This is a genomic window from Streptomyces phaeolivaceus (assembly GCF_009184865.1).
GTDB classification, from domain to species: Bacteria; Actinomycetota; Actinomycetes; order Streptomycetales; family Streptomycetaceae; genus Streptomyces; species Streptomyces phaeolivaceus.
Genome location: NZ_CP045096.1, coordinates 3,732,880 through 3,755,893 on the forward strand (window position 1 = coordinate 3,732,880; position 23,014 = coordinate 3,755,893).

Sequence of the window (23,014 nt, forward strand, 5' to 3'; positions counted from 1 at the left end):
ACGCACAGTGAGCGGCATGTCTGTGGAGAACCAGGAGCGGGCGGCGCGGGCGGTACGGACGGTACGGCGGCTGGGGCGCGGGGTGGGCGCGGCGGTGTGGCACGGGCGGGGTGTGGCCTGGGCGGTCGCCGGGTGCTTCGTGCTCGGGGGTGTGCTGATGGCGGTGCCGCCGGACGGGGCCGGCGGTGACTCCGGGCGGGCGGCGGCGGGTGTGCGGGGTGCGGCCGGAGCCGAGGGGCGGCGGGTGGCGGCCGGGATGCCCGTCGCGCTGTCCCGGGTGGCGGCCACCGTCCGGGAGCACGAGGCCCGGGTACGGGCCCGGCCGCGTGACCATGTCTCCTGGGCGGTGCTCGGTACGGCGTACACCGAACGGGCGCTGCGGACCGGCGCCGTCGCCGACTACCCCCGGGCCGAACGCGCCCTGCGCACCTCGCTGCGCCTGTGGCCCGGCGGCAACGCGGACGCCCTCGAAGGCCTGGCCGCCCTCGCCGTCGCCCGCCGTGACTTCCGGGCGGCGAAAGGCTGGGGCGAGGAGGCCGTACGGGTGGCGCCGCGGCGCTGGACCTCGTACGCGCGGCTCGTCGACGCGTACGACGGGCTCGGCCGCTACAAGAAGTCCCGCGCGGCCCTGGCCACCCTGCTGACCCTGGACTCCGGTCCCGCGGCACGGGTGAAGGCCGCGCAGGTCCACTGGGACCAGGGGGCGCGTGAGGACGCGGCGGCGGCGCTCTCGGACGCGGCGGCCTCGCAGACCACGATGGCGGGACCGTCGGCCGCGGGCGCCACGTGGTGGGTACGGGCCGGGGAGCTGGCCTGGGAGCGAGGGGAGGCGGCGGAGTCGCTGCGGTACTGCTCGGCCGCGCGGGGTGAGCCGGAGGGCGACGCGTGCCGGGGGCGTGCGCTGGCCGCGCTGGGGCGGACGGGGGAAGGGGTGCGGGCGTACCGGGACTCCCTCGCCCGGCGGCCCTCCGCAGCGGTCGCGCTGCGGTTGGGCGAGCTGTACGAGTCGCTGGGGCGGGGGCGGGATGCTCGGGAGCGGTACGGGGTGGTGCGGGCGCTGGTGGCACGGTCCGCCGCGGCCGGGGTGAACGAGTCGCTCGTCCTCGGGGCGCTGGAGGCGGACCACGGGGATCCGGTGGTGGCGGTGCGGGTGCTGCGGGCGGAGTGGGAACGCCAGCCGGGGCTGCGGGTGGCCGACGCGCTGGGGTGGGCGTTGCATCGGGCCGGGGAGGACGGGGAGGCGCTCGGGTTCGCGCGGCGGGCGACGGATCGGGCGCGGGGTGGGGAGGTGCGGAGTGCGGTGTACGCGTATCACCGGGGGGTGATCGAGCGGGCCTTGGGGTTGGCTGCTCCGGCGCGGCGGCATCTGGAGGAGGCGCGGCGGTTGAATCCGTATGTCGCGTGACAGCTCGGGGGGTGCGTTGCGTTGCGTTGCGTTGTCGGGTGCGGGTCCGGTGGGGCTTCTCGCGCAGTTCCCCGCGCCCCCAAGAGCAACGGCCCCTGCGGGCCGTTGAAAAAGCACGGGGCGCGGCCCCTGCTTTTTCAGGGGCGCGGGGAACTGCGCGACCGGCCCCCACCGGACCCGCACCCGACAACGCAACGCACCCCCACCCCACTGGGCGCCCTTACAAGTTGCCCCGCTTCTCCTGCTCCCTCTCGATCGCCTCGAACAGCGCCCTGAAGTTGCCCTTCCCGAAGCCCATCGACCCGTGTCGCTCGATGATCTCGAAGAAGACCGTCGGCCGGTCCTGGACCGGCTTGGTGAAGATCTGCAGCAGATACCCGTCCTCGTCCCGGTCCGCGAGGATCTTCAGCTCACGCAGGGTGTCCACGGGGACGCGGGTGTCCCCGACCCACTCCCCCAGCGTGTCGTAGTACGAGTCGGGCGTGGCGAGGAACTCGACCCCGGCCGCCCGCATCGTCCGTACCGTCCGCACGATGTCGTTCGTGTTGAGCGCGATGTGTTGCACACCCGCGCCGCCGTAGAACTCCAGATACTCGTCGATCTGGGACTTCTTCTTGGCGATGGCGGGCTCGTTGATCGGGAACTTGACCTTGAGCGTGCCGTCCGCGACGACCTTCGACATCAGCGCGCTGTACTCGGTGGCGATGTCGTCGCCCACGAACTCCTTCATGTTGGTGAAGCCCATGACCCGGTTGTAGAACTCCACCCACTCGTTCATACGCCCGAGTTCGACGTTGCCGACGCAGTGGTCGACGGCCTGGAACGTGCGGTGGGCGGGCGGCTCGACGAGGGGGCTCGCGGCGACGTGGCCGGGGAGGTACGGGCCGTCGTAGCCGGTGCGCTCGACGAGGGTGTGCCGGGTCTTGCCGTAGGTGGCGATCGCGGCGAGGACGACCGTGCCGTGCTCGTCCTTCATCTCGTACGGCTCGGTGACGGAACGCGCGCCGTGTTCGACGGCGTAGGCGTACGCGCGACGGGCGTCCGGGACCTCGATGGCGAGGTCGACGACGCCGTCTCCGTGCTCGGCGACGTGCTCGGCGAGGAAGTGGCCCCAGGGGGTGGTGGGTTTGACGACCGAGGTGAGGACGAACCGGGCCGAGCCGTTCTCCAGGACGTAGCTCGCCGTCTCGCGGCTGCCGGTCTCGGGGCCGGCGTAGGCGACGAGGCGCATGCCGAACGCGGTGGAGTAGTAGTGGGCGGCCTGCTTGGCGTTGCCCACGGCGAAGACGACCGCGTCCATTCCCTTGACCGGGAAGGGGTCTGCCTGCCGTGCGGTGTGGGGGGCGTGGTGCGTGGTCTGCGTCATGGCCGCAGACTCCTCCGCGCCCGCAAGGTGCGCAACAGTTCGCGTATCGGCTGGACAATCCGCACAGTGGGATGCCCATGCTCGGGCTTGTTCTGTACAGGATGACCACCTCGGGAGGCCTCATGGCGATCGATCATCTGGACGGCCGGCTGATCGTCCTGCTCGCGCGCGAGCCGCGGATCGGGGTGCTGGAGATGTCGCGGCGGCTGGGGGTCGCGCGGGGCACCGTGCAGGCCCGGCTCGACCGGCTTCAGTCGAATGGAGTCATCCGCGGGTTCGGCCCGCAGGTGGACCCGGCCGCGCTCGGCTACCCGGTCACGGCGTTCGCGACGCTCCAGATCCGGCAGGGGCAAGGGCCGGACGTACGGGCCCACTTGGCGACCGTGCCGGAGGTGCTGGAGCTGCACACGACGACCGGCAGCGGGGACATGCTGTGCCGGCTCGTGGCCCGGTCGAACGCCGATCTCCAGCGGGTGATCGACCGGGTCGTCGGTTTTGATGGCATCGTCCGGGCCGCCACGGCGATCGTCATGGAGAACCCCGTTCCGCTGCGGATCATCCCGCTGGTGGAGCAGGCGGCACAGGATCCGGACGGGACGCTGTAGCCGACCCTGGGGGTGCGCGCCGGTGAGCTTCTGGGAGTACGTCGGCAGCTACCACGAGAAGCTGCTGTTCGACGCGTATCAGCACGCCAGCGCGGTGTTCCAGTGCATGGTCGTGGCCACGGTCGCCGGGGTCCTGATCGGTGTCGTCTCCTATCGGCGGGAGTGGGCCACCGGCCTCGCCACGACCGGCACGGCCACCCTCCTGACCATCCCCTCCCTCGCCATGATCGGGCTGCTGATCCCGCTGGTGGGCCTCGGTGTGGCCCCGACCGTGATCGCGCTGACGCTGTACGGTCTGCTGCCGGTCGTACGGAACGCGATCGTGGGCCTGCGCGGGGTCGATCCGGCGCTGGTGGACGCCGCGAAGGGCATCGGGATGTCCCGGTCGCTGCGGCTGCTACGGGTCGAACTGCCGCTGGCCTGGCCGCCGATCCTCACCGGGATCCGGATCTCCACCCAGATGCTGATGGGCATCGCCGCGATCGCCGCGTACGCCTCCGGGCCGGGTCTCGGCAACGAGATCTTCCGGGGTATCGCCTCCCTGGGCAGCGCGAACGCCCTCAACCAGGTGCTCGCGGGCACGCTCGGGATCGTCGCCCTCGCCCTGCTGTTCGACGCCGCGTACGTACTGATCGGGCGGCTGACGATTCCGAGGGGGATCCGTGGCTGAGAACGGTGTGGCAGGGGCCACCATCGAGCTGGTCGACCTCAGCAAGACATATCCGGGCAGCCGTCGGCCCTCCGTCGAGGGCGTCACCATGCGGATCGACGCCGGCGAGACCGTCGTGCTGGTCGGGCCGTCCGGCTGCGGCAAGTCGACAACGCTCAAGCTGATCAACAGATTGATCGAGCCGTCCGGCGGTTCCATCCGGATCGGCGGCGAGGACGTCACCGGTATCGATCCGGTCGGGCTGCGGCGCAAGGTGGGCTATGCCATCCAGTCGTCCGGGCTCTTCCCGCACATGACCGTCGCCCAGAACATCGCGCTCGTCCCGAGGATGGTCGGCTGGTCCGCGTCCCGGGTGCGGGCGCGGGTGGCGGAGATGCTGGAGCTGGTGGGGCTCGACCCGGGCGAGTTCCACGACCGGTATCCGCGTCAGCTCTCCGGGGGCCAGCAGCAACGGGTGGGCGTGGCACGGGCGTTGGCCGCCGATCCGCCCGTGCTGCTGATGGACGAGCCGTTCGGGGCGGTGGACCCGATCACCCGCGACCACCTCCAGGACGAACTGCTGCGGCTCCAGCGCGAGTTGCGCAAGACGATCGTGTTCGTCACCCATGACTTCGACGAGGCGATCAAGCTGGGCGACCGGATCGCGATCCTGCGAGAGCGTTCGCACATCGCGCAGTTCGACACCCCGGCGGCGATCCTCGCGGGACCGGCCGACGACTTCGTCTCCGGTTTCGTGGGCGGGGGCGCCGCACTGCGCCGGCTCGGCCTGACCCGCGTACGGGATGTCGAGGTGACGGACTGGCCGACCGCGGGGGTGGGTGACCCGCCGCGACGGATCCTCGAACGGCTGCGGGCGGGCGACACCGACGAGGTGCTGCTGCTCGACCGGAGCGGACGGCCCTTCAAGTGGCTGCGGCGCGACGATCTGGAGGGGGCGCCCGGGGCACGGAGCGGGACCTCGATCCGCAGGACCGTCACCGGGGACGCGACGCTGCGGGACGCCCTGGAGGCCGTGCTGACCGACAGTTCGGGGCGGGTCGCGGTGACCGGGGCGGACGGCGAGTACACCGGTGTGGTGGACATGGAGACCCTGATCGGCTCCGCCCGCGCGCTCCTGGAGGCGGACCGGCTGGCCGCGCTGGAACACCGGCACGCGCGGGAGGAAGCGCGGGAACGGGAGGAGGCCGGCGACGGACGGATCCGGACAGGGCGGGCGGGCGACGGTGACGGAGGCGCGGAGGGCGACGGCGGGACGGGGGCGAGGGAGGGGTGACGGCGGCCGAGACGGGTGCCACGGCAGGGGCGGGTGCCACGGCAGGTGCGGGTGCCACGGCCGGTGCGGGTGCCACGGCCGGTGCGGGTGCCACGGCCGGTGCGGGTGCCACGGCAGGTGCGGGTGCCACGGCCGGTGCGGGTGCCACGGCCGGTGCTGGCCCCGCGACGAGGGCGGCGGCCTCCGCCGGGGCGGCCCCGGCGCCCGCGCGGCCCGCCTCCCTCCGGGTGAGTCGGCAGAAGCTGACGCTCCTGCCGTCCGTCCTCGTGGTCGTCCTGTTCGGTACCTGGATCTGGTTCCGGCAGGCCGAGCTGGACGCGATCTCCGCGAACGCGCTGTCGAACGGGGCGGTGTGGCTGGCCCTGTGGCAGCACATCCAGCTGACCGTGGTCTCCACCTTCTTCGTACTGATCATCGCGATCCCGCTGGGCATCCTGCTGACCCGGGAGTCGTTCCGGAGGGCCACCCCGGTGGCCATGACCGTCGCCAACACGGGCCAGGCCACCCCCGCCATCGGCCTGCTCGCGCTGCTGGTGATCTGGCTGGGCATCGGCACGAGAGCGGCACTGATCGGCATCATCGTCTACGCCCTCCTGCCCGTCCTCTCCAACACGATCGCCGGGCTGAAGGCGAACGACCCGACGCTCCTCGAAGCCGCCCGGGGCATCGGCATGTCCCCGAGAGAGGTGCTGACCCGCGTCGAACTCCCCCTGGCCGTACCGCTGATCCTCGCGGGCGTCCGCACCGCCCTCGTCCTGAACGTGGGCACGGCGACCCTCGCCACCTTCGGCGGGGGCGGCGGCCTCGGCGTACTGATCACCACCGGCATCACCAACCAGCGGATGCCCGTCCTCGTGCTCGGCTCGATCCTCACGGTCGCCCTCGCCCTGCTGGTCGACTGGCTCGCCTCCCTCGCCGAAGTGCTGCTCCGGCCACGGGGGTTGGAGCCGGACGCATGAGCCGCCGCACGCCTCTCCCGCTCGTCTGTCTGCTGCTGACCGGCTGCGGACTGACCAGCGGCTCCCCCATGACCGACGACGTACTGCCGGGCTCGGTCGGACAGGGGCAGCCGCTCAAGGGCGCCCAACTGACCGTCACCGCCAAGGACTTCACCGAGAACCTGATCCTCGGAGCCGTCATGGGCATCGCCTTCCAGGCGGCCGGCGCGGAGGTGCTGGACCGCACCGGCATCCAGGGCTCGTTCGGCGCCCGGGAGGCGGTGCGCAGCGGGGACGCGGACGCCATGTACGAGTACACGGGCACCGCCTGGATCACCTACCAGGGCAACAGCACCCCGATCCCCGACCCGAAGCGGCAGTGGGAGGAGGTCCGCGACGCCGACCTCAGGAACGGCCTGACCTGGCTGCCGCCCTCCGCGCTCAACAACACCTACGCCCTCGCCCTCAACCGCGCCAACTCCGCCGAGTACGGCACGAAGACCCTCTCCGACGTGGCCCTGCTGGCGGCGAAGAGGCCGGGGGCGGTCACGCTGTGCGTGGAGAGCGAGTTCGCCAACCGCGCGGACGGGCTGCCGGGCATGCAGAAGGCGTACGGGATGAGCCTGCCCACCGGGAACATCACCCAGATGGACAGCGGGATCATCTACACCCAGGCGGCGAAGGGGAGTTGTCTGTTCGGGGAGGTCTACACGACCGACGGGCGGATCGAGTCGATGAAGCTCGCGGTGATGGCCGACGACCGCCGCTTCTTCCCCAACTACAACGCCGCCCCCGAGATCAACTCCGCGACCCTGAAGGAGTGGCCGGAGATCGCCGACGTCCTCGCCCCCCTCACGAGGAAGCTGAACAACGACGTGGCGCGCGAGCTGAACGCCCGGGTGGACGTCGACGGGGAGGATCCGCACCAGGTGGCGTTGGACTGGATGGTGGCGGAGGGGTTCGTGCGGGAGGGGTGAGTCACGGCGGGAGCCACGAGCCGCACCCACGGGAGCCTCGCTCGTCGCTCGGCTCAGCAGCCGGGCACGGTCCCCTTGCCCGTCTCCAGGGCCACGAGCGAGGAGACCGCGCCCTTCAGGGTCGTCACCGGGACGAGCCGCAGCCCCTCGGGCAGTTCGGTCCGGGCGTCGGAGCACTCGGCCTTGGGGACGAGGAACACGGTGGCGCCGTCGCGGCGGGCCGCCTGGGTCTTGAGCGCGACCCCGCCGACGGCACCGACCTTGCCCGAGGTGTCGATCGTCCCCGTACCGGCGATGACCCGGCCGCCCGTGAGGTCGCCACCGCTGCCGTCGCCGTCGAGCTTGTCGACGATGCCGAGGGAGAAGAGCAGGCCCGCGCTGGGGCCGCCGACGTCGGCGAGCCGCAGGGTGACCTCGATGTCGCCGGAGTCCTCGCCGAGGTAGGCGAGCGCCGCCTCGGTGGCCGTGTCCTGGGACTCCTTCATCTCGGCCCGGTTGTACTCCTGGATCTCCTCGGTGGTGTCCCCGCTCGGGTAGACCGCCTCGCGGGGCATGACCGCCTGGTCCGTGCGGAACCAGCCGTCGATCACCTCGCCGAGCCCGACGCGGGCGTCCGGTCCGGTCGCCTCGATCGTCGTCATCCGCAGCTGCCCGGTGGTCTTCCGGGCCTCCGCGCCGCTGATCGTGATCACCGGCTCGCCCTTGTTGTCGCCCAGCACGTTCGCCGTCATCCCCGGCTGCGCCACGGAGAACGGCAACGGCGCGAACACCGCCGTGGCGAGCAGCCCCACCACGGGCAGGGCACAGACGGCTACGGCCACGGGACGCGAAAGGCTGGAGAGGCGAGAGAGCACGGGGTCAATCTACGTGAGGAGCGATTTTGGCCAAGGGCCGGTGGGGGCCGTGGGTGTCCGGGGGCGGCTTGGGGGCCGGGAGGCCGTGGGGTGGCTGGCGTGGCTGGGGTGGCTGGGGTGGCCGGGGCTCAGTTGACGTCCACGTCCTCGAAGAGGGCGAGGAGCCGCGTCAGCACCCGTACGCACGCGTCGACGTCGGCGCCCGTCAGATCACCGCTCGCCCGCTTCAGCAGCAGGCTCTCCCGGGCGACCAGCGCGTCGATGGTCGCCCGGCCGGTGTCGGTCAGCCGGATCAGGGAGGACCGCTGGTGCGCGGGATTCGGGATGGCCTCGACGAGGTCCCGTGCCGCCGCCTCGTTGACCATCCGCTGCACGAACTGCCTGCTCAGCGCCAGTGTCCGGCCCATCTGCGGCACGGTCATCGGCCGCCCGCCCATCCGCAGCAGCTCCAGGACCGCCCGGACACCGACAGGGAACCCCTCCTTCCGTTCCTTCAGCTCCAGCGCGCGGGTCGTCCGCCGGTAGAGGGGGCCGAGGACGGCGAACACCTCGGACAGCCGCCCGGCGAGCACCTCGGGCGGCAGCGGCTCATTGGTCTCTGTCACGGGGCCATTGTCTTCCACCCGACAGACTGACAACTGGGTTGTCACCATCCCCCCAACATGACACCCTGGTTGTCATGACTGATGCCTCTCAGGTACTCACGCGCGTCTTCCCGTCCGATGACGGCCCCCTCGCCTATCTGGACGTCGGCCAGGACACGGGGTCCGGTGCCCCGCTCGTGCTGCTGCACGGCGGCTTCACGGATCACCGCATGTGGCGCGACCTGGTCCCCGGCCTGGTGGCGGCCGGCCATCGCGTGATCGCCCCGGACGCCCGCGGGCACGGCGCCTCCGCCAACGCGAGCAAGCCGTTCCGGCTCACCGACGACCTCGCCGCGCTGCTGCGCCACCTGGACACCGGCCCGGCGATCCTGATCGGTATGTCGATGGGCGGCGGCACGGCCGTCGACACGGCCCTGGAACACCCCGACCTCGTACGCGCCCTCGTCGTCAGCGGTGTCGGCACCAGCGAGCCCGAGCACACGGACCCCTGGACCAAGGACAGCGTCGCCCGCTACTACGGCACGCTGATGTCCGGCGACATCGAGGGCTGGCTGGAAGTGGTCGGCGAGGCGGTCGCCGGTCCGTACCGCAAGGTCGACGAGGTGGGCCCCGACATCGTCCGGCGCGTACGGGAGATGAGCCGCGCCACGGCCGAGAAGCACACCGTCGGCGAGACGGACTGGCACGTCCCGGTCACGAACACCTGGGCCCGCGCCGCCACGATCACGGCCCCCACCCTCGCCCTCAACGGCGCCCTCGACGCCCCCGACCTCATCGCCATGGCCGAACGCCTGGCAGCCACGGTCGCCGCCGACTCCCACACCGTCTCGATCGAGGCCACGGCGCACTACGCCAACATGGAACGCCCGGACACGTTCACCGAACACTTGCTGAACTGGCTGAACCGGCTGCCCTAGCGCTCTCAGCTGCGGGCAGTCGTGCCGCTGGGGCGGCACGGGTGGGCGCAGGCGGCACCCCGCGAGCGCCGGTGAGCGAAACCCCGCTCCAGCTCAGCCCCGGCGGAGGGCGCCCCCACCGGACGCACCGTCACCGCAGCGCGTCGGCGACCTCCCGTGCCGCGTCCATCACCCGCGGCCCCACCCGCTCCGGCACCGCATCGGCCAACATCACGACTCCCACACTGCCCTCGACCCCGCTCACCCCGATCAACGGCGCCGCCGCCCCACTCGCCCCCGCCTCCAGCTCCCCGTGCGTGAGCGCGTACCCCGGCCAGTCCCCCGGCTGCTGCCGCCCCGACAGAATCGCCCGCCCCGCCGCCCCCCGGTCCAGCGAGTGCCGGAACCCGGCCCGGTACGCCACGTGATAGTCCGTCCACGTCGGCTCGACCACCGCGACCGCCAACGCCTCGGTCCCGTCGACGAGCGTGAGATGGGCGGTGGCCCCTATGTCCTCCGCCAACGAGCGCAACGCGGGCAGCGCGGCCTCCCGTACCAGCGGATGCACCTGCCGCCCGAGCCGCAGCACCCCCAGTCCCACCCGGGCACGTCCGCCCAGGTCACGTCGTACGAGGGCATGCTGTTCCAGGGTGGCGAGCAGGCGGTACACCACGGTCCGGTTGACGCCGAGCTTGTTGGACAGCTCGGTGACGGTCAGCCCGTGGTCGGTGTCGGCCAGCAGCTTGAGGACACGCAGTCCCCGATCAAGCGTCTGAGAGGTCTCCGCGGTCACGACGCCCACTCCTTCTTGGGTGAGGGCGGCGACCCCTGTCACGGCTGATGCGTCACCGGTCCCGTCGGCGACGCGCTACAGAGGCCGCCGATCGGCTGAACCCGGATGATCCGGGCGGAGTCGCTTCACGGCTGCGCTCCGCGGCGGCGCTGCCACGGGGCGTATGCGTAGCGGGACAGTAGACGAGCCGGTTCGCTGAGCGGAAGACTCCGTCCAGAATCCGGTCAGTGACCGGTACGGACTACTTCGATTTGTCGCGAAATGTAGGGGCGCACCACGCAGACCGCACCCCCGGGGCGCGCTCCCCCAAGACATCGAAGGTCGCCTCACCCGGACCGGGACGAACGTCACCTCACCCGGACCGGGACGAACGTCACCTCACCCGGACCCGGATGAGGGTCACTTCATCCGGGTCGCCCACTCCTGCACCTTGGCGATCCGCTGCCGCAGCTGCCCCGCCGTGGCCTCGGCGCTGGGCGGGCCGCCGCACACCCGCCGTACCTCGGTGTGGATGACACCGTGCGGCTTGCCGCACTGATGGGAGTACGCGCCGACCATCCCGTTGAGCTGCTTACGAAGCTCCAGCAGTTCCTTGTGGGTGACGACGGGCCGCCGGTCGGCCGGCAGCTCCACGAGGTCGGCCTCGGCGTCCGGCTTCTTGCGGCTGTGCGCGATCTGCCGTGCCTGCCGCTTCTGGAGCAGCAGCTGCACCTGGTCGGGCTCCAGCAGCCCGGGGATCCCGAGGTAGTCCTGCTCCTCCTCGCTCCCGGGGTGGGCCTGCATACCGAACTCGGCGCCGTTGTACATGACCCGGTCGAACACGGCGTCGGACTCCAGCGCCTCGAACGGCAGCATGTCCTGGTCACCGGTGTCCTCGTCCTGCTCCCGCTCGGCCTCCGCGAGAAGCTTGTCCTCCTCGGCGTACGGGTCCTCCTCGCCCTGCTTCTTCGGCTTGTCGAGGGCGTGGTCCCGCTCCACCTCCATCTCGTTGGCGAAGGTGAGCAGATCGGGCACGGTCGGCAGGAACACGGACGCGGTCTCGCCGCGCCGCCGGGACCGCACGAACCGCCCGACGGCCTGGGCGAAGAACAGCGGCGTCGAAATCGTCGTGGCGTACACCCCCACCGCCAGCCGGGGGACGTCCACCCCTTCCGACACCATCCGCACGGCGACCATCCACCGGTCGGTGTTGGCGCTGAACTCGTCGATACGGTCCGAGGCGCCGGAGTCGTCGGACAGGACGACCGTCGCGCTCGTCCCGGTGATCTCCCGGATCAGCTTGGCGTAGGCGCGGGCGGAGTCCTGGTCGGTGGCGATGACGAGCGCACCGGCGTCCGGGATGCCCTTCCTGACCTCGGTGAGCCGCTGGTCGGCGGCGCGCAGCACGCTCGGCATCCACTCACCGCGCGGATCGAGGGCCGTACGCCAGGCCTGGCTGATCGCGTCCTTGGTCATGGGCTCGCCGAGGCGCGCGGCGATCTCGTCGCCCGCCTTGGTGCGCCAGCGCATGTTGCCGCTGTAGGAGAGGAAGATGACGGGCCGGACGACGTTGTCGGCGAGCGCGTTGCCGTAGCCGTAGGTGTAGTCGGCGGACGAACGCCGGATGCCGTCCGTCCCCTCCTCGTACGTCACGAAGGGGATGGGGTTGGTGTCGGACCGGAAGGGCGTACCGGTGAGCGCGAGCCGGCGGGTGGCGGGCTCGAACGCCTCAAGACAGGCCTCGCCCCAGGACTTGCTGTCACCGGCGTGGTGGATCTCGTCGAGGATGACCAGCGTCTTGCGCTGCTCGCTGCGGTTGCGGTGCAGCATGGGCCGTACGCCGACACCGGCGTAGGTGACCGCGACCCCGTCGTACTCCTTGCTGAGCGGGCCCGCGCTGTACTCCGGGTCCAGCTTGATCCCTATCCGTGCCGCGGCCTCGGCCCACTGCTTCTTCAGATGCTCGGTGGGTGCCACGACCGTCACCTGCTGCACGACATGGTGGTGCAGCAGCCAGGACGCGAGCGTCAGCGCGAAGGTCGTCTTCCCGGCGCCCGGGGTGGCGACCGCGAGAAAGTCCCGCGGTTGCTCCTGGACATACCTCTCCATCGCCCCCTGCTGCCAGGCACGCAGCTTGCCGGCGGTACCCCAGGGGGCACGGCCGGGGAAGGCGGGCGAGAGGTGGTGGTTCGAGGAGGAGGTGGCGGTGGTAGTCACGGTCTCCGGTCTGGTGGTCGAGCGGCTCGGGCGGGCAGCCCCGGTGCGACTCACGCGGCAACCCGCACACCACGGCTACGTATGACAACCGGGCCACCCTACCGGCGCCCGGACCGTGTCAACGCGCGTACGACACCCCCTCCCCCGGCGATGGGACCCACCTCACAACCCCCGCAACCGCTCGGCGATCACCCCGACCTCGGCCTCCTCACCGGACGCGACGGCGATGACCAGGTCGTACGCCCGCTCCTGGTCCACCGCGGCCAGGTCCACCCCGTTGACCGCGAGGAACGTCGCGGCCGCGAGCCAGGCCGTCCGCTTGTTCCCGTCCACGAGGGGGTGGTTGGTGGCGAGCGCGTGGAGCAGGGCGGCGGCCTGCTCGTAGAGGTCGGTGCAGGCGGCCGTCCCGAACATGCGGGCGCGCGGCCGGTGCACAGCCGACTCCAGCAGCCCTGCCTCCCGGGTCTCGGGAGCCTTCCCGCCGAAGGCGATCCCGGCGATGGCGACCACCTCGGCCACGGTCAGATGACGGCTCACTCCCCCAGCCTCCGCAGCAACTCGGCGTGCTCCTCCGCGAGCCGCTCGGCCCGCTCCCGCACGAGCCCGCTCTCCGCCCGGAGATACGCCTCGACGGCCGCCTCCACCACGTCCTCGGGCCGTCGCCCCTCGGCGTCGGCGAGGTCGGTGAGGGCTCGATGCCGGTCGGGGTCGAGGTCCAGGTGGAGAGTGATCTCGGTCATGGGGCGAGGCTAGGGTCAGCGATCACCCGATTCCACCGCTTTACGAATCCCCCGCCCACAGCCCCCTGTTCCCCCCCTCCCCCGCCCTCTCACCGCTCCCGCAACCGCGTGGTCACCCAGGCCCCCACCAACGCCACCCCCGCCATCGGCAGGAACACCGCGACGAAGGCGGCCGGGTGGGAGGCGGCGCCGGTGGCCGTGGTGGTCGTGTGGGCGACCGTGCCGCCGCCCAGCGCGGCGAACGCGGCGCCGCCCGCCGCGAGGAGGAGCGCGTTGGAGAGGCCGTCGGACATCTGGAGCGCGGCGGAGTTGGTGCCGGCCTCCTCGGGGGCGGAGAGATGGAGCAGCAGGACGCTGGTGGAGGAGATGACGAGCCCCATCCCGAAGCACCCGAAGGCCCAGGCGACGGCCACGATCCCCACCGGCACGGACTCGATCAGCGCGAACGGCAGCGTGGTGATCGCCGCCGCGACCAGCAGCATCCCCACCGTCATCAGCCGCTCCCGGTACGGCTCCACCGCCGCCCGCGCCTGCACCCACGACCCCAGCGCCCAGGTCCCCCCGCCCGCCGCGAGCGAGAACCCGGCGAGCGTCGGCGACAGCCCGCGCTGGGTGACCAGCATCAACGGCACGAACGACTCGGCCGACACGAACGCCCCCGCCGCCACCCCGCGCAGCAGCACCACCGACGGCAGCCCCCGCACCGCCCGATAGGTCCCCCGGGGCAGCAGCCCCAGCACGGCGGGCACCAGCAGCCCGACCCCCGCGGCGGCCGGCACGAGCGAGAACCACCGCAGATCCTGAGCCGCGTACTGCAACAGCCCGGCCCCGAGCGAGATCCCGAAGGCGAGCCGGATACGCCGACGGTCGACCGAGGCCGAGGCCGGGGGCGAGGCCTCGGCAGAGGTGGAGGTGGAGGTGGAGGTGGAGGTCACCGGGCCGGAAGCCCGCCGCCGTATCTGCGGGAGCGCCAGCGCCAGCGGCAGCACGACGAGCGCCGGGATCCCCAGGAACACCCAGCGCCAGCCCAGCTGTTCCGTCACCGCGCCGGAGGCGAGCGGGCCGACGATGGACGGGACGACCCAGCTCGCCGCGAAGGCCGCCATGATCGCGGGCCGCAGCCGCTCCGGGTACGCGCGCCCGACCACCACGTACAGCGCGACGATCACCAGCCCGCCGCCGAGCCCCTGCACGGCCCGCCCGAGGACGAAGAGCCACATCGCCCCGGCGGTCCCCGACAGCACCAGACCGGCGGCGAACCCGCCGATCCCCGCGGCCAGCGCCCCCAACGGCCCGCGCCGGTCGGCCCACTGCCCGGCCAGCACCATCCCGAACAGACTCGTCGTGAAGTACGCCGAGAACGCGAACCCGTACACGGAGATCCCGTCCAGTTCCCGCGCCGCGACCGGCATGGCGGTCCCCACCGCCATCGCCTCGAACGCGATCAGCAGCACGACCGAGACGATCCCGATGCTGAGCCCCCGGTAGGAGCGGCTCAGCACGCCTTCCTCACCGAGAGCCACGACGGAGGGAGCGGGGGTCTGTGTGACGTCCGTGTCACGCGGTTCGAGGTCGGCCATGCCCGCCAGCGTAAGGGGCACCACCGACATTCGCCCCTGTCCGAAGTCCCCCACCACCTGGGACCTTCGTCGTACACCCAGGAGGCGCCCCTCGCCGTTCATGAACGGCGTATGGCAGTCCCGTTGCAGCCCCCTCGCACCCCTTGAGCCCCCACCCGCCCCCCGCCTACGGTCTACTCATCGAGTTCGGAGCGCCAGACACCACCCCTGGCACCCCCGACCCGGCCGTGTGCCCGAGTGGTTTAGGGACTCGCCTGCAAAGCGAGTTACGTGGGTTCGATTCCCGCCACGGCCTCTTCTTTGTCTGACCAGGCAAAACGACAGGGCGGCACCCCAGATGGGATGTCGCCCTTTTTCGTCGTCCGTCTCAGTTGCCGTCTCAGTTGGCGGGTACGACGGCCCCGGCGGCGCCGTCGTCGTCGCCGTTCGGCCGGTCTTTCTCCTCGGCCTTCCAGATCAACCCATCGACCTGTCGCGCCACGTCGGACCGCACCGCGTCGACCATGTGCTGATACCGAGCGGCCATGGCGGTGGTCGACCATCCCATGAGGCCCATCACTGCGCGCTCGGGCACTCCGAGGATGAGCAGGACCGTGGCGGCGGTGTGGCGCGCGTCGTGCAGTCGGCCGTCTCGGATCTTCGCCTCTGCCAGCAGAGCCTTCCACTCTGCCCAGTCCGTCCGGTGGGAGGGACTACGCCCGTGCTCATCCGGGAACACCAACCCGCCGTCCACCCACTTCGCGCCGGCCGCTTCGCACTCAGCTTCCTGCGCTGTGCGGTGGGCGCGCAGTAGGTCAACGAGTTGCTCGGGGAGACCGACCGCGCGGCGCCCGGCACGTGACTTCGTGGTGGACGTCTCGGGGTTGCTGCGCCGCTTCTGCGGGCAGTACCCGGCTTTCCGTCCGCAGGGCTCCGCGCATCCGTGGGCGTACTGCGGCCGGTGGCGACTGCGGCGGACCATCAGGAACCCGGCGTCAAGGTCCACGTCCTCCCACTTGAGACCCAGTACCTCCCCCTGCCTGAGTCCGAGCGCGAGTGCGACGGCCCAGCGTGCGGAGTTGCGACTCTGGCCGGCGGCCTTCAACAGCCGCTGTACCTCCGCCACGGTGTAGGGCTCCACCTCGTAGTCACCCACCTTGGGCGCCTTGGCCAACTGGACGGGGTTCTTGCCGAGATGGCCGCGCCGAACAGCCTCATTGAGCGCGACCCGGAAGGTGCGGTGCACCTGGTGAGCGGTCGCGGGCTTGCTGCCGTTGGCCTGCATCTTCGCGTAGAAGACCTCGATGTGCTCCGGCTTGAGCTTGTCGAGCCGGTGTGCACCCAGGCCGGGGATGAGGTGCTTCCGTACGGCGACGCGGTACCCGACCATCGTGTTGTCGTTGACCGCGAGGGGCGCCACGTTCTCGATCCAGTGCGTCAGCCACGCCGTGACGGTCCACGGCTTGCCCGGCTTGCGCACAGTCTTGGCGTCGCGCTGCTTCTCCAACTCCCTCACTGCTGCGGTGACTTCGGCGCGAGTCTTGCGCTCGACGTGACGGCGGTCGGGCTTCCCGTCGTCGCAGGTCCCGACGGTGACCCGACCGTGCCATTTCCCGTCCTTGCCCAGGTAGATGGACGAACGGCCGTTGGGCTGCCGGGTGCGCTTCTTCTCTTCTGCCATGCGTACTCCTAGGCGGCCTGGACGATGGTGACGGTGGCGGTGCGGTTCTGCTTCTTGCGAAGGCGGGTGACGAACTCGGGGATGGCGTCGGCGGGGACCCTCCGGAGGTGGCCGACGGTGATGGACTCCAGTTCGCCGGAGCGGACAAGCGCGAAGCACGTGGTCCGGCCGATGCGGAGTCGCCGGGCGGCCTCTTCGACGGTGAGCAGGGCGAGGGTGTGATCGATGGAGTCGGCGAGGTGGGCCGTGTCCATGCGGTGACTCTCCTTCGTCGCATGACGGCGGGGCCTCTGGCCCCCTTCCCTGAGGGCCGCTACTTCCGCTACCTCCGCTACCTCGCAGGTCAGGGGCCTGTTTGAGGTAGCGGATAGGGGTAGCGGTAGCGGATGGGTAGCGTTGGGGTAGCGGCTCGCGCGGATGCTTGCCGCTACCCCAACACTGCTGGTCAGACCGTGTTTTCGGTGCCGGGTAGCGGAGGTAGCGGATTCTCCGGAACCGGGGGGCAGTAGCGCTGCCACGCGTCGTGGAGATCGGCGGCGTAGTAGCCCTTGAGGACGCTTCCGCCGGTCTTGATGTTCCGGGGCGCGATGGGGTCGCCGTCGGCGGTGACGTACTCAGAGAGCATCCGGGAGAGGCGCCGGTTGTCGAGCGGCTTACCGTTGAGGTCGGCCCATGGGGCGTCGTCGAGGGCGTTGAGACGGTCGAGGACGGCGACGGTGGGAAGGCGGTCGATGCCGCTCATCACGTGGTCGCGGAGGTCGGTGAGCAGCCGGATGCCGATGCTTCCCTTGTCGTTGGCCTTGGACGCGGTCACGAGTGCCACACAGGCTTCCCGTGCGCGGCGGGGCCAGTCGCCGCCCACGGCGTCGGCGACCGCGATGAGGGGTTCCCAGACATCCGCCGGGCGGTCGGTGACACCGTCGGGCATCTCGGGAAAAGCACCCGCGATCCGCTCCTGAGTGGTTTCCGCCCACTTCGCGAGCCGGTCGCGAATCGCGTTGCCCTCGGGCACGTGGATGCGGATGCGGAAGGCCTCGACCTTCTCGTTGCGAGCCCGGCGGCGCATCCGGATGATGACGGACCGGGTCATGATCGTGTCGGGGAGGTTACCGAGTCCGGCGACGGCGAGTGCGCAGTACGAGGGGAACCCCTGTACCTGCTGGTTGGCGCCGTCTCCGACACACCGGTACGTCTCCCTGCCTCGTGTGTGGCCAGCGTTGATGAACCCCCGGAGCTGTTCGTTCTCCCCCGCCTTGGGGCCGAAGACCGTGTCGATCTCGTCGAACAGGATCGTGGGCCGTCCGCTGTCCATGCCGGACACGGAGCGGAACAGGGCGGCGGCCGACGCGTCCACAGCCGCCATGGCGCGCGGGACCAGGGTTTCGATCACGTCCAGCGCCCGTGACTTGCCCGATCCGGGTTCCGGGGAAAGGAACGCGATGCGGGGAGTGGAGTCGAAGCAGTCGAGCAGGTGGGCGTGGGCGTCCCACAGCGTGACGGCGACGTAGGCAGCTTCGGTGGGGAAGACGTTGAAGCGGCGGTGGAAGGCTTCGACCTCGTTGAGCAGGGCCGCGCCGTCGATGATGTCCGTCATGCTGCGGTCCTCCCTTCCTGGGGGGTGCGGAGCGGGCAGGTGTCGCGGTGGGCGGTGTGGTCGGTGATCAGGGCGAGGACACGGCGGTGACCGACGGCGCTGCGGTCCCGCCCACACAGGCACTTCGAGGTGGCGGTAGGGGTCGCGCCGCGCGGCGCCACGATGTTCAGCCACGCCACGGGGAAGCGGCCGTCACCGGTCTGCGGGTCAGAACGAACAGCAGAGGGGACCCCCTTGCGGGCGGCGCCTTCCGGCTCGCCCACGGCCGTCTGCGGTCCCGCCGGTTCGGCGGCGCGGGCACCGGCCGGGGTGGGGGTGATGCTCTTCAGAGGGGGGCGGGGGCGGGCGGTCATGCGGCGTTCCGTCCGCGCTGGTTGTGGGCGATGGACCAGTTGAGGGCGCTGCGGATGGTGGAGCGGCACTCGGCGGCGGTGAGTCCGGCCCGCTCGCCTGCCTCCTGAAGAGCCTGCTCGACCCCGTGCCGGGGGAGGTCGCCCCACGCGACGAAGCGGCCCAGGGCGCGCCCTGCGCGGAACAACTTCGCTTCCCGCTCGCCGACTTGGGCCCGGGCGACGTTCCGCGTCTCGCTGTCGAGTGCTACATCCGCATATCGACGAGATTGCACCGCTACGGGCCCTGAGTGGGCCTGTACGGGCTTGGGGGCCGGGCGCATGATGCTCAGCAGCCAGAGGGGCAGAGAGGCCGACACGGGGCCGCACAGGAGTTCGTACGCTCCGGCGGGGGTGATGCTGCCTGCCGCGACGACGTAGCCGCCCCATGCGCGGGTGTCGACCAACGCGCCGATGGTGCCTGCCGTGTTGGTCAGCCGTACCCCGGTCGGGGCGGTGAAGTACAGGTGCTCTCCGCCGCTCGCGGTCCGCGTCCGGTAGGTGGCGGGGACAGGGTGCCCGGCGCGCTCGCAGAGCGCCGCGAAGGTCGTCGCGCCGCATGGCGCGTCCGCACTGCCCTTGTCGTCTTTGGGCATGTCGAGGTCGACGACGACCAGGCGGGACGGGCCGGTGGCGATGCCGACGTTGTACGGGGCCCGCGACCACGTCGCCCGGATCAGCTCCGGGTCGGTGGTGGCGCGCTGCTCCCACTTGCGGTGTCCGGCCGCACACGGGGCGGTGCCGGGGCACGAAGCCTCCCCGTGCAGGGCGGGGCGCTTGGTGCCGGGGCGGAGCGGGAACACGTACCAACCACGCTCGGCAGCGTCCAGGGCCGCGCGGAGCAGCGCGGTCCGGGGGTCGTGAGTCATGCTGGATGTCCTCCAGTTCGTTTAAGCGCGCTGGGTGACAAGGGCGGCCCCGGTTCTTTGGCGAGATGCGGGGGCCGCCCTTGGCGTAGCTAGAAGGGCGGTTCGTCGCTGTAGCCGCCGGGGCCCCACGGGTCACGGCCGGTGTCACGGCGACGCAGCCACCGGGGCCGGCGCGGGAGCGACATCAGGACGATGCGCCATTCCGTCCAGCAGGGGCAGGGCTCCCAGTCGGTGCCCTCGTACTCGCCGTCGTAGTGGTTGCCGTAGTCGTGCGGGATGCCGCCCACGCCGTCGCAGTAGCGGCAGTCCGGGCGGGGGGTGTCGGTGAGGATGAGCGCGTTGCGGGGCAACGCGGTGCACTGGATACGCAGTCGCATCACAGGGGTTGATCTCCTTGTCAGCCGTAGAACTTGTTCCGCTTGATCACGGCCTTGCGGATGTTGACCGTGGTTCCGCCGCCGGTCGGCCGGTGGCCGAAGACCTGCACGGCGATCCAGCCGCCGAAGATGACGGCGGCGAGGGTGATGAGCTGGGTGATGAACGCGGTGAGCGCGGTGATGAACGTGGTGAGCATCAGCAGTCCGCCGCAGACGGCGGCGAACCCGATGCCCCCGAGCGCGACGTTCACGGCCGTGCGGGAGACGGCGGGCTTGGCGGCCACCGGCTCCGGGCGGGTGTGGTCGATGGTGTAGCCGGTGACGACTCGCCCGTCGGGCAGGACGATGGTCGCGACCGCCGGGACGCTGCTCGGTTGGACGGGCACCATCGGCGCCGGTGCGGCGGGGGTGATGGGGGTGGGGTGGTGGACTTCCACGGCCCGTACGGCGGGCGTGTGGTGGCTGTTGTCGGGGAACATGCGGAATCCCTTCCGGCGATGGTTCAGGGAGGCGGGAGCACCCCCTTGCCGGGGGCGTGTGGAGGGGGTTTTCGGGGTGCTGACCTGCGGTCCTCCCTGCCTCCCTGCCTGATCATTCGTGCAGGTCAGGTGCAGGGAGGGGGGTCAGGGAGCGGGTGAGGGAGTTCTCCCTGTCTCCCTGCCCCGTCGGGGGTCGGCTCCCTGCCGTCAGGCGGCGGAAGCGGAACCCTCGTCGTCGCGGTTGGCGAGGGCGCGGGTGAGGCGGTCGCGGTGGACGACCATGACGCCGTCGGACTTGTAGGCGATCTCCGGGCCGGCGTCGTCGAGGACGCGCTTGAGGTCGGTGAACGACCAGTTGCCGTAGGCGTCCGCGTTCAGCGTGGCGAGCCGGGCGAGGACGTCCTTGGTCCGCACTCGCGCCGCGTCGCCGACCACGCTCGCGATGTCCGCGAGCGGGTCGCGGTCCTCGCCCCTGTCGATGGTGTGCAGGGTGGTGACGCCGTCGCGCATCGCCTTGGCGCGGGCGGTGATGACCTTGGCCGCGTCGTCGTCGATGTAGTGCGTCCGCACCGTGATCGACGACTGTCCCTTGGGAATGTCGATCCCGGAGGACGCGACGACCAGCGTTCCCTGATCCAGGCCCGGACGCAGCAGGTTCGGGGCGGCGCCGCCGTCGACCGCCTTGTCCCCGAGCGCCATGCGGGCCTGCGACTCGGTACCCAGGGCGAGGGAGGCGCGGGTGTGGGCTCCTTCGCGTACGAGCTTGGGGAGGTTCTGGTCGGTGGGGTCCTGGGTGCCCTGCCACAGCAGCACGTTGACCGCGCGGCCCTGGTTGTGGAGCTTGCGGGCGGCGGTGAAGTACCGGGACTTGGCCTTGGCCCCGCCGTAGGGGCGCTTGTCCTCGTCCACGGCCGGGCACATGAACGCCACCTGCGCCTCGTCCACGACCACGATCAGCGGCGGGAACACCGTGCCGGGCGGCGCCTGGAGACGATCGTTCATCTCCTTCACCGCGCCCTCCACCATCTCCGTCACCTCGATCACGTGCTCATCGGTCGGCCCCTGGATGAGGGTGGTGGCAAGTCCGTCGAACATGGCCCAGTCACCCACGCCCTTGAGGTCGCCCATGAGGAACTGCACCGACTTGTCCAGCGCCACCCACAGGGCGAGGGAGCGCAGGGCCACAGTCTTGCCCTGGTTCGACAGACCGGTGATCAGAAGGTGGCGCTGGTACAGGCTCAGGGCGGCGGCGTCCCCGCGCAGATCCTGGCCCCACGGGGCCTTGCCCTTGGCGTAGTCGGCGGTCATCGTCTCGTCCGTGACCAGCGGGGACGGGCCGATCGGCTCGTCCAGCGCGCCGGAGTCCGCGACCCACAGCCGGACCGTGCGGGCGGCCTCGGGGATGGTGATGAACACTTCGTGCTCGTGCCGGGTCAGGTTCTCCGCCAGCTTGCGGCGGCGCTGCTGTACCTCGTTCGTGGCCACCCCGGACGGCAGGGTGACGTCGACCTCGATGCCGCATCCGGCGATCCGGATCGGCCCGAGCATGGACGCGCCGGCGTCGCCCATCTCCTTGATGGCGCCCCGCAGCGCGGGCACCCCCAGGTCGCGCAGGGCCTTGACGACGATGGACGGGGTGATCGGCTCGCCCTCGCTGCTGCGGACGTTCGCAGGAAGCGCCCACTGCGGGGCGGCCTGCTGCTTGCTGCCGACGGTCCACAGCGCGAGCAGGGCGAGGAACGGTCCGATCGAGAGGAGCGGGCCCCACACGACCTGAACGATCCGGATCAGCAGGGCGATGAACTCGATGGTGGCCGCGAGCGGGGTGATGACGTCCTTGACGTCGCCGTTGCTGATGGCCATCACGACCCCGAGACCGACCAGGACACCGATGCCCATGCCGGTGCCGACAGCCATACCCTTGGCGGCCTCCACCGGCGAGTGCAACAGGTCCATACGGCGGTGGTGGCGGGCGGTCCGGAAACGCTGAAGGCGCTCCTCCCACTCCTCCGCCGCTTCCATGTTCCCCGTCGCCTCCGCCGCGCGCATCATCCGCTCGTAGCGGGACCCGGTACGCCCGTCCCACGTGCGACGGGCCACGATCCGGGCCCCACCGACGACATAGGCGCCGTGGCGGACGACCACGCGGCCGGTGTTCTTCGCGCCCTCATCGGTGGCCACCTGCTTCACGGCGCGGCCGGAGCGCACCCACAGCGGCACCGGCCGGGCGGGCGGGGCGTCCGGCATCACGGTGAGCACGGTCGGCGCCGTCTCGTCGACGGTGGCCGGGGGGTCGGTGGGCTTGTGGAGGTTGACGACGTTCTCAGACATGCTGAAAGTGCTCCTGACTGCCCCTTCGAGGGGCGGGAGTTGAGGGAATGCCGGGGTGGCCGTGTCCGTGGCAGGGGCGGCCACCCCGGTGTGGCTGGTCAGAACCAGCGGGACGACTTCTTGGCCGCCTTGGCGCGCGCGGCCTCCGTGATCAGCCGCTGACGCTCGCCGTGCAGGGCCATCAGCTCGGCGTTGAGCCGCGTCTCGGCGGCGGAGCCGACGGAGTCCATGCGGTTCTCAGCACCGGTGGTGCTGCGGCCCTTGTGGACGCTGCGCGCACCGCCGGCCAACGCGCGCGTCATGGACAGGCGTTCACGGCTGGTCAGCGGCCACCACTCGCCCCGGCGGACCGCTTCCAGCTTCTTCACGGTCCGCTCGATCTCGCGGTCAAGGCGGCGGATGTCGGCGTTACCCATG

The 23,014-nt window shown here is 71.4% G+C and carries 24 protein-coding genes and 1 tRNA gene; 8 read left to right on the forward strand and 17 right to left on the reverse strand.

Features of this window, described 5'->3' with window-relative positions:
- Positions 1 to 16 precede the first annotated feature (16 nt).
- Positions 17 to 1,405 carry a tetratricopeptide repeat protein gene (locus F9278_RS17530; protein ID WP_226966780.1) on the forward strand — a complete coding sequence of 463 codons (1,389 nt, stop codon included), beginning with the start codon at positions 17 to 19 and terminating at the stop codon, positions 1,403 to 1,405.
- Between the two features lie 220 nt (positions 1,406 to 1,625).
- On the opposite strand, the gene hppD is transcribed toward F9278_RS17530, so the two are convergent.
- A complete protein-coding gene (gene hppD / locus F9278_RS17535; protein WP_152169211.1) occupies positions 1,626 to 2,771 on the reverse strand; it encodes a 4-hydroxyphenylpyruvate dioxygenase in 1,146 nt (381 codons plus the stop codon).
- 122 nt (positions 2,772 to 2,893) lie between these two features.
- Here hppD and F9278_RS17540 point away from each other — a divergent pair, with 122 nt between their 5' ends.
- Genes F9278_RS17540 through F9278_RS17560 form a run of 5 tightly spaced genes read left to right on the forward strand, consistent with a single transcriptional unit; the run spans position 2,894 to position 7,234 of the window.
- Complete coding sequence (locus F9278_RS17540; protein ID WP_193241534.1) at positions 2,894 to 3,376, forward strand: Lrp/AsnC family transcriptional regulator; 483 nt, start codon at positions 2,894 to 2,896, stop codon at positions 3,374 to 3,376.
- A gap of 22 nt (positions 3,377 to 3,398) precedes the next feature.
- A complete protein-coding gene (locus tag F9278_RS17545) occupies positions 3,399 to 4,046 on the forward strand; it encodes an ABC transporter permease (RefSeq protein ID WP_152169212.1) in 648 nt (215 codons plus the stop codon).
- A complete protein-coding gene (locus tag F9278_RS17550) occupies positions 4,039 to 5,319 on the forward strand; it encodes an ABC transporter ATP-binding protein (protein ID WP_226966781.1) in 1,281 nt (426 codons plus the stop codon). Before F9278_RS17545 ends, F9278_RS17550 begins: the two co-directional genes overlap by 8 nt.
- A complete protein-coding gene (locus F9278_RS17555; protein WP_226966782.1) occupies positions 5,316 to 6,278 on the forward strand; it encodes an ABC transporter permease in 963 nt (320 codons plus the stop codon). Before F9278_RS17550 ends, F9278_RS17555 begins: the two co-directional genes overlap by 4 nt.
- Positions 6,275 to 7,234, forward strand: coding sequence for a glycine betaine ABC transporter substrate-binding protein (locus tag F9278_RS17560; protein WP_152169213.1), 960 nt, complete (start codon positions 6,275 to 6,277; stop codon positions 7,232 to 7,234). Before F9278_RS17555 ends, F9278_RS17560 begins: the two co-directional genes overlap by 4 nt.
- Positions 7,235 to 7,287: 53 nt before the next feature.
- On the opposite strand, the gene F9278_RS17565 is transcribed toward F9278_RS17560, so the two are convergent.
- Both F9278_RS17565 and F9278_RS17570 read right to left on the reverse strand, forming a co-directional pair.
- Positions 7,288 to 8,088 carry a S16 family serine protease gene (locus F9278_RS17565; RefSeq protein ID WP_226966783.1) on the reverse strand — a complete coding sequence of 267 codons (801 nt, stop codon included), beginning with the start codon at positions 8,086 to 8,088 and terminating at the stop codon, positions 7,288 to 7,290.
- 128 nt (positions 8,089 to 8,216) lie between these two features.
- A complete protein-coding gene (locus tag F9278_RS17570; RefSeq protein ID WP_193241535.1) occupies positions 8,217 to 8,693 on the reverse strand; it encodes a MarR family winged helix-turn-helix transcriptional regulator in 477 nt (158 codons plus the stop codon).
- Between the two features lie 74 nt (positions 8,694 to 8,767).
- Here F9278_RS17570 and F9278_RS17575 point away from each other — a divergent pair, with 74 nt between their 5' ends.
- Positions 8,768 to 9,610 carry an alpha/beta fold hydrolase gene (locus tag F9278_RS17575; RefSeq protein ID WP_152169215.1) on the forward strand — a complete coding sequence of 281 codons (843 nt, stop codon included), beginning with the start codon at positions 8,768 to 8,770 and terminating at the stop codon, positions 9,608 to 9,610.
- Positions 9,611 to 9,740: 130 nt separating this feature from the next.
- Here the strand turns inward: F9278_RS17575 and F9278_RS17580 are convergent, their stop codons facing one another.
- From F9278_RS17580 to F9278_RS17600, 5 genes are all read right to left on the reverse strand, one after another.
- Positions 9,741 to 10,382, reverse strand: a complete 642-nt coding sequence (locus F9278_RS17580; RefSeq protein ID WP_152169216.1) for an IclR family transcriptional regulator — start codon at positions 10,380 to 10,382, stop codon at positions 9,741 to 9,743.
- Positions 10,383 to 10,781: 399 nt separating this feature from the next.
- Positions 10,782 to 12,578: a DEAD/DEAH box helicase gene (locus F9278_RS17585; protein ID WP_152169217.1), complete on the reverse strand. Its 1,797-nt coding sequence runs from the start codon at positions 12,576 to 12,578 to the stop codon at positions 10,782 to 10,784.
- Positions 12,579 to 12,740: 162 nt separating this feature from the next.
- Complete coding sequence (locus F9278_RS17590; RefSeq protein WP_152169218.1) at positions 12,741 to 13,115, reverse strand: type II toxin-antitoxin system death-on-curing family toxin; 375 nt, start codon at positions 13,113 to 13,115, stop codon at positions 12,741 to 12,743.
- Positions 13,112 to 13,318: a hypothetical protein gene (locus tag F9278_RS17595; protein WP_152169219.1), complete on the reverse strand. Its 207-nt coding sequence runs from the start codon at positions 13,316 to 13,318 to the stop codon at positions 13,112 to 13,114. The genes F9278_RS17590 and F9278_RS17595 overlap by 4 nt, the downstream gene beginning before the upstream one ends.
- A gap of 89 nt (positions 13,319 to 13,407) precedes the next feature.
- Complete coding sequence (locus F9278_RS17600; RefSeq protein ID WP_152169220.1) at positions 13,408 to 14,898, reverse strand: MFS transporter; 1,491 nt, start codon at positions 14,896 to 14,898, stop codon at positions 13,408 to 13,410.
- A 223-nt stretch (positions 14,899 to 15,121) separates the two neighbouring features.
- Between F9278_RS17600 and F9278_RS17605 the strand changes: the two genes are divergently transcribed.
- Positions 15,122 to 15,193, forward strand: a tRNA-Cys gene (locus tag F9278_RS17605).
- Between the two features lie 84 nt (positions 15,194 to 15,277).
- On the opposite strand, the gene F9278_RS17610 is transcribed toward F9278_RS17605, so the two are convergent.
- From F9278_RS17610 to F9278_RS17650, 9 genes are all read right to left on the reverse strand, one after another.
- The gene (locus F9278_RS17610) at positions 15,278 to 16,558 is read right to left on the reverse strand and encodes a tyrosine-type recombinase/integrase (RefSeq protein WP_152169221.1); all 1,281 of its coding nucleotides are present in this window, start codon (positions 16,556 to 16,558) and stop codon (positions 15,278 to 15,280) included.
- A gap of 8 nt (positions 16,559 to 16,566) precedes the next feature.
- Positions 16,567 to 16,812, reverse strand: coding sequence for an excisionase family DNA-binding protein (locus F9278_RS17615; RefSeq protein WP_152169222.1), 246 nt, complete (start codon positions 16,810 to 16,812; stop codon positions 16,567 to 16,569).
- A gap of 191 nt (positions 16,813 to 17,003) precedes the next feature.
- Complete coding sequence (locus F9278_RS17620) at positions 17,004 to 18,152, reverse strand: DUF3631 domain-containing protein (RefSeq protein WP_152169223.1); 1,149 nt, start codon at positions 18,150 to 18,152, stop codon at positions 17,004 to 17,006.
- Positions 18,149 to 18,505, reverse strand: a complete 357-nt coding sequence (locus F9278_RS47145; RefSeq protein ID WP_226966785.1) for a hypothetical protein — start codon at positions 18,503 to 18,505, stop codon at positions 18,149 to 18,151. The genes F9278_RS17620 and F9278_RS47145 overlap by 4 nt, the downstream gene beginning before the upstream one ends.
- Positions 18,502 to 19,410, reverse strand: a complete 909-nt coding sequence (locus F9278_RS17630) for a bifunctional DNA primase/polymerase (protein ID WP_152169224.1) — start codon at positions 19,408 to 19,410, stop codon at positions 18,502 to 18,504. The genes F9278_RS47145 and F9278_RS17630 overlap by 4 nt, the downstream gene beginning before the upstream one ends.
- A gap of 89 nt (positions 19,411 to 19,499) precedes the next feature.
- Positions 19,500 to 19,787 (reverse strand): hypothetical protein, encoded by a 288-nt coding sequence (locus tag F9278_RS17635; protein ID WP_404818905.1) that lies wholly within the window; start codon positions 19,785 to 19,787, stop codon positions 19,500 to 19,502.
- Between the two features lie 20 nt (positions 19,788 to 19,807).
- The gene (locus F9278_RS17640; RefSeq protein ID WP_152169226.1) at positions 19,808 to 20,266 is read right to left on the reverse strand and encodes a hypothetical protein; all 459 of its coding nucleotides are present in this window, start codon (positions 20,264 to 20,266) and stop codon (positions 19,808 to 19,810) included.
- A gap of 207 nt (positions 20,267 to 20,473) precedes the next feature.
- Entirely contained in the window at positions 20,474 to 22,597 is a 2,124-nt protein-coding gene (locus F9278_RS17645) for an FtsK/SpoIIIE domain-containing protein (RefSeq protein ID WP_152169227.1), read from the reverse strand.
- Between the two features lie 98 nt (positions 22,598 to 22,695).
- Positions 22,696 to 23,013, reverse strand: a complete 318-nt coding sequence (locus F9278_RS17650; protein WP_152169228.1) for a hypothetical protein — start codon at positions 23,011 to 23,013, stop codon at positions 22,696 to 22,698.
- Between the last annotated feature and the right edge of the window lies 1 nt (position 23,014).

Excerpts from the sequence above, each read along its gene's own strand:
- F9278_RS17530 (WP_226966780.1), top strand. The coding sequence starts at position 17 with ATGTCTGTGGAGAACCAGGAGCGGGCGGCGCGGGCGGTACGGACGGTA.
- hppD (WP_152169211.1), bottom strand. The coding sequence starts at position 2,771 with ATGACGCAGACCACGCACCACGCCCCCCACACCGCACGGCAGGCAGAC.
- F9278_RS17540 (WP_193241534.1), top strand. The coding sequence starts at position 2,894 with ATGGCGATCGATCATCTGGACGGCCGGCTGATCGTCCTGCTCGCGCGC.
- F9278_RS17560 (WP_152169213.1), top strand. The coding sequence starts at position 6,275 with ATGAGCCGCCGCACGCCTCTCCCGCTCGTCTGTCTGCTGCTGACCGGC.
- F9278_RS17575 (WP_152169215.1), top strand. The coding sequence starts at position 8,768 with ATGACTGATGCCTCTCAGGTACTCACGCGCGTCTTCCCGTCCGATGAC.
- F9278_RS17595 (WP_152169219.1), bottom strand. The coding sequence starts at position 13,318 with ATGACCGAGATCACTCTCCACCTGGACCTCGACCCCGACCGGCATCGA.
- F9278_RS17600 (WP_152169220.1), bottom strand. The coding sequence starts at position 14,898 with ATGGCCGACCTCGAACCGCGTGACACGGACGTCACACAGACCCCCGCT.
- F9278_RS17610 (WP_152169221.1), bottom strand. The coding sequence starts at position 16,558 with ATGGCAGAAGAGAAGAAGCGCACCCGGCAGCCCAACGGCCGTTCGTCC.
- F9278_RS17615 (WP_152169222.1), bottom strand. The coding sequence starts at position 16,812 with ATGGACACGGCCCACCTCGCCGACTCCATCGATCACACCCTCGCCCTG.
- F9278_RS17620 (WP_152169223.1), bottom strand. The coding sequence starts at position 18,152 with ATGACGGACATCATCGACGGCGCGGCCCTGCTCAACGAGGTCGAAGCC.
- F9278_RS47145 (WP_226966785.1), bottom strand. The coding sequence starts at position 18,505 with ATGACCGCCCGCCCCCGCCCCCCTCTGAAGAGCATCACCCCCACCCCG.
- F9278_RS17630 (WP_152169224.1), bottom strand. The coding sequence starts at position 19,410 with ATGACTCACGACCCCCGGACCGCGCTGCTCCGCGCGGCCCTGGACGCT.
- F9278_RS17635 (WP_404818905.1), bottom strand. The coding sequence starts at position 19,787 with ATGCGACTGCGTATCCAGTGCACCGCGTTGCCCCGCAACGCGCTCATC.
- F9278_RS17640 (WP_152169226.1), bottom strand. The coding sequence starts at position 20,266 with ATGTTCCCCGACAACAGCCACCACACGCCCGCCGTACGGGCCGTGGAA.
- F9278_RS17645 (WP_152169227.1), bottom strand. The coding sequence starts at position 22,597 with ATGTCTGAGAACGTCGTCAACCTCCACAAGCCCACCGACCCCCCGGCC.
- F9278_RS17650 (WP_152169228.1), bottom strand. The coding sequence starts at position 23,013 with ATGGGTAACGCCGACATCCGCCGCCTTGACCGCGAGATCGAGCGGACC.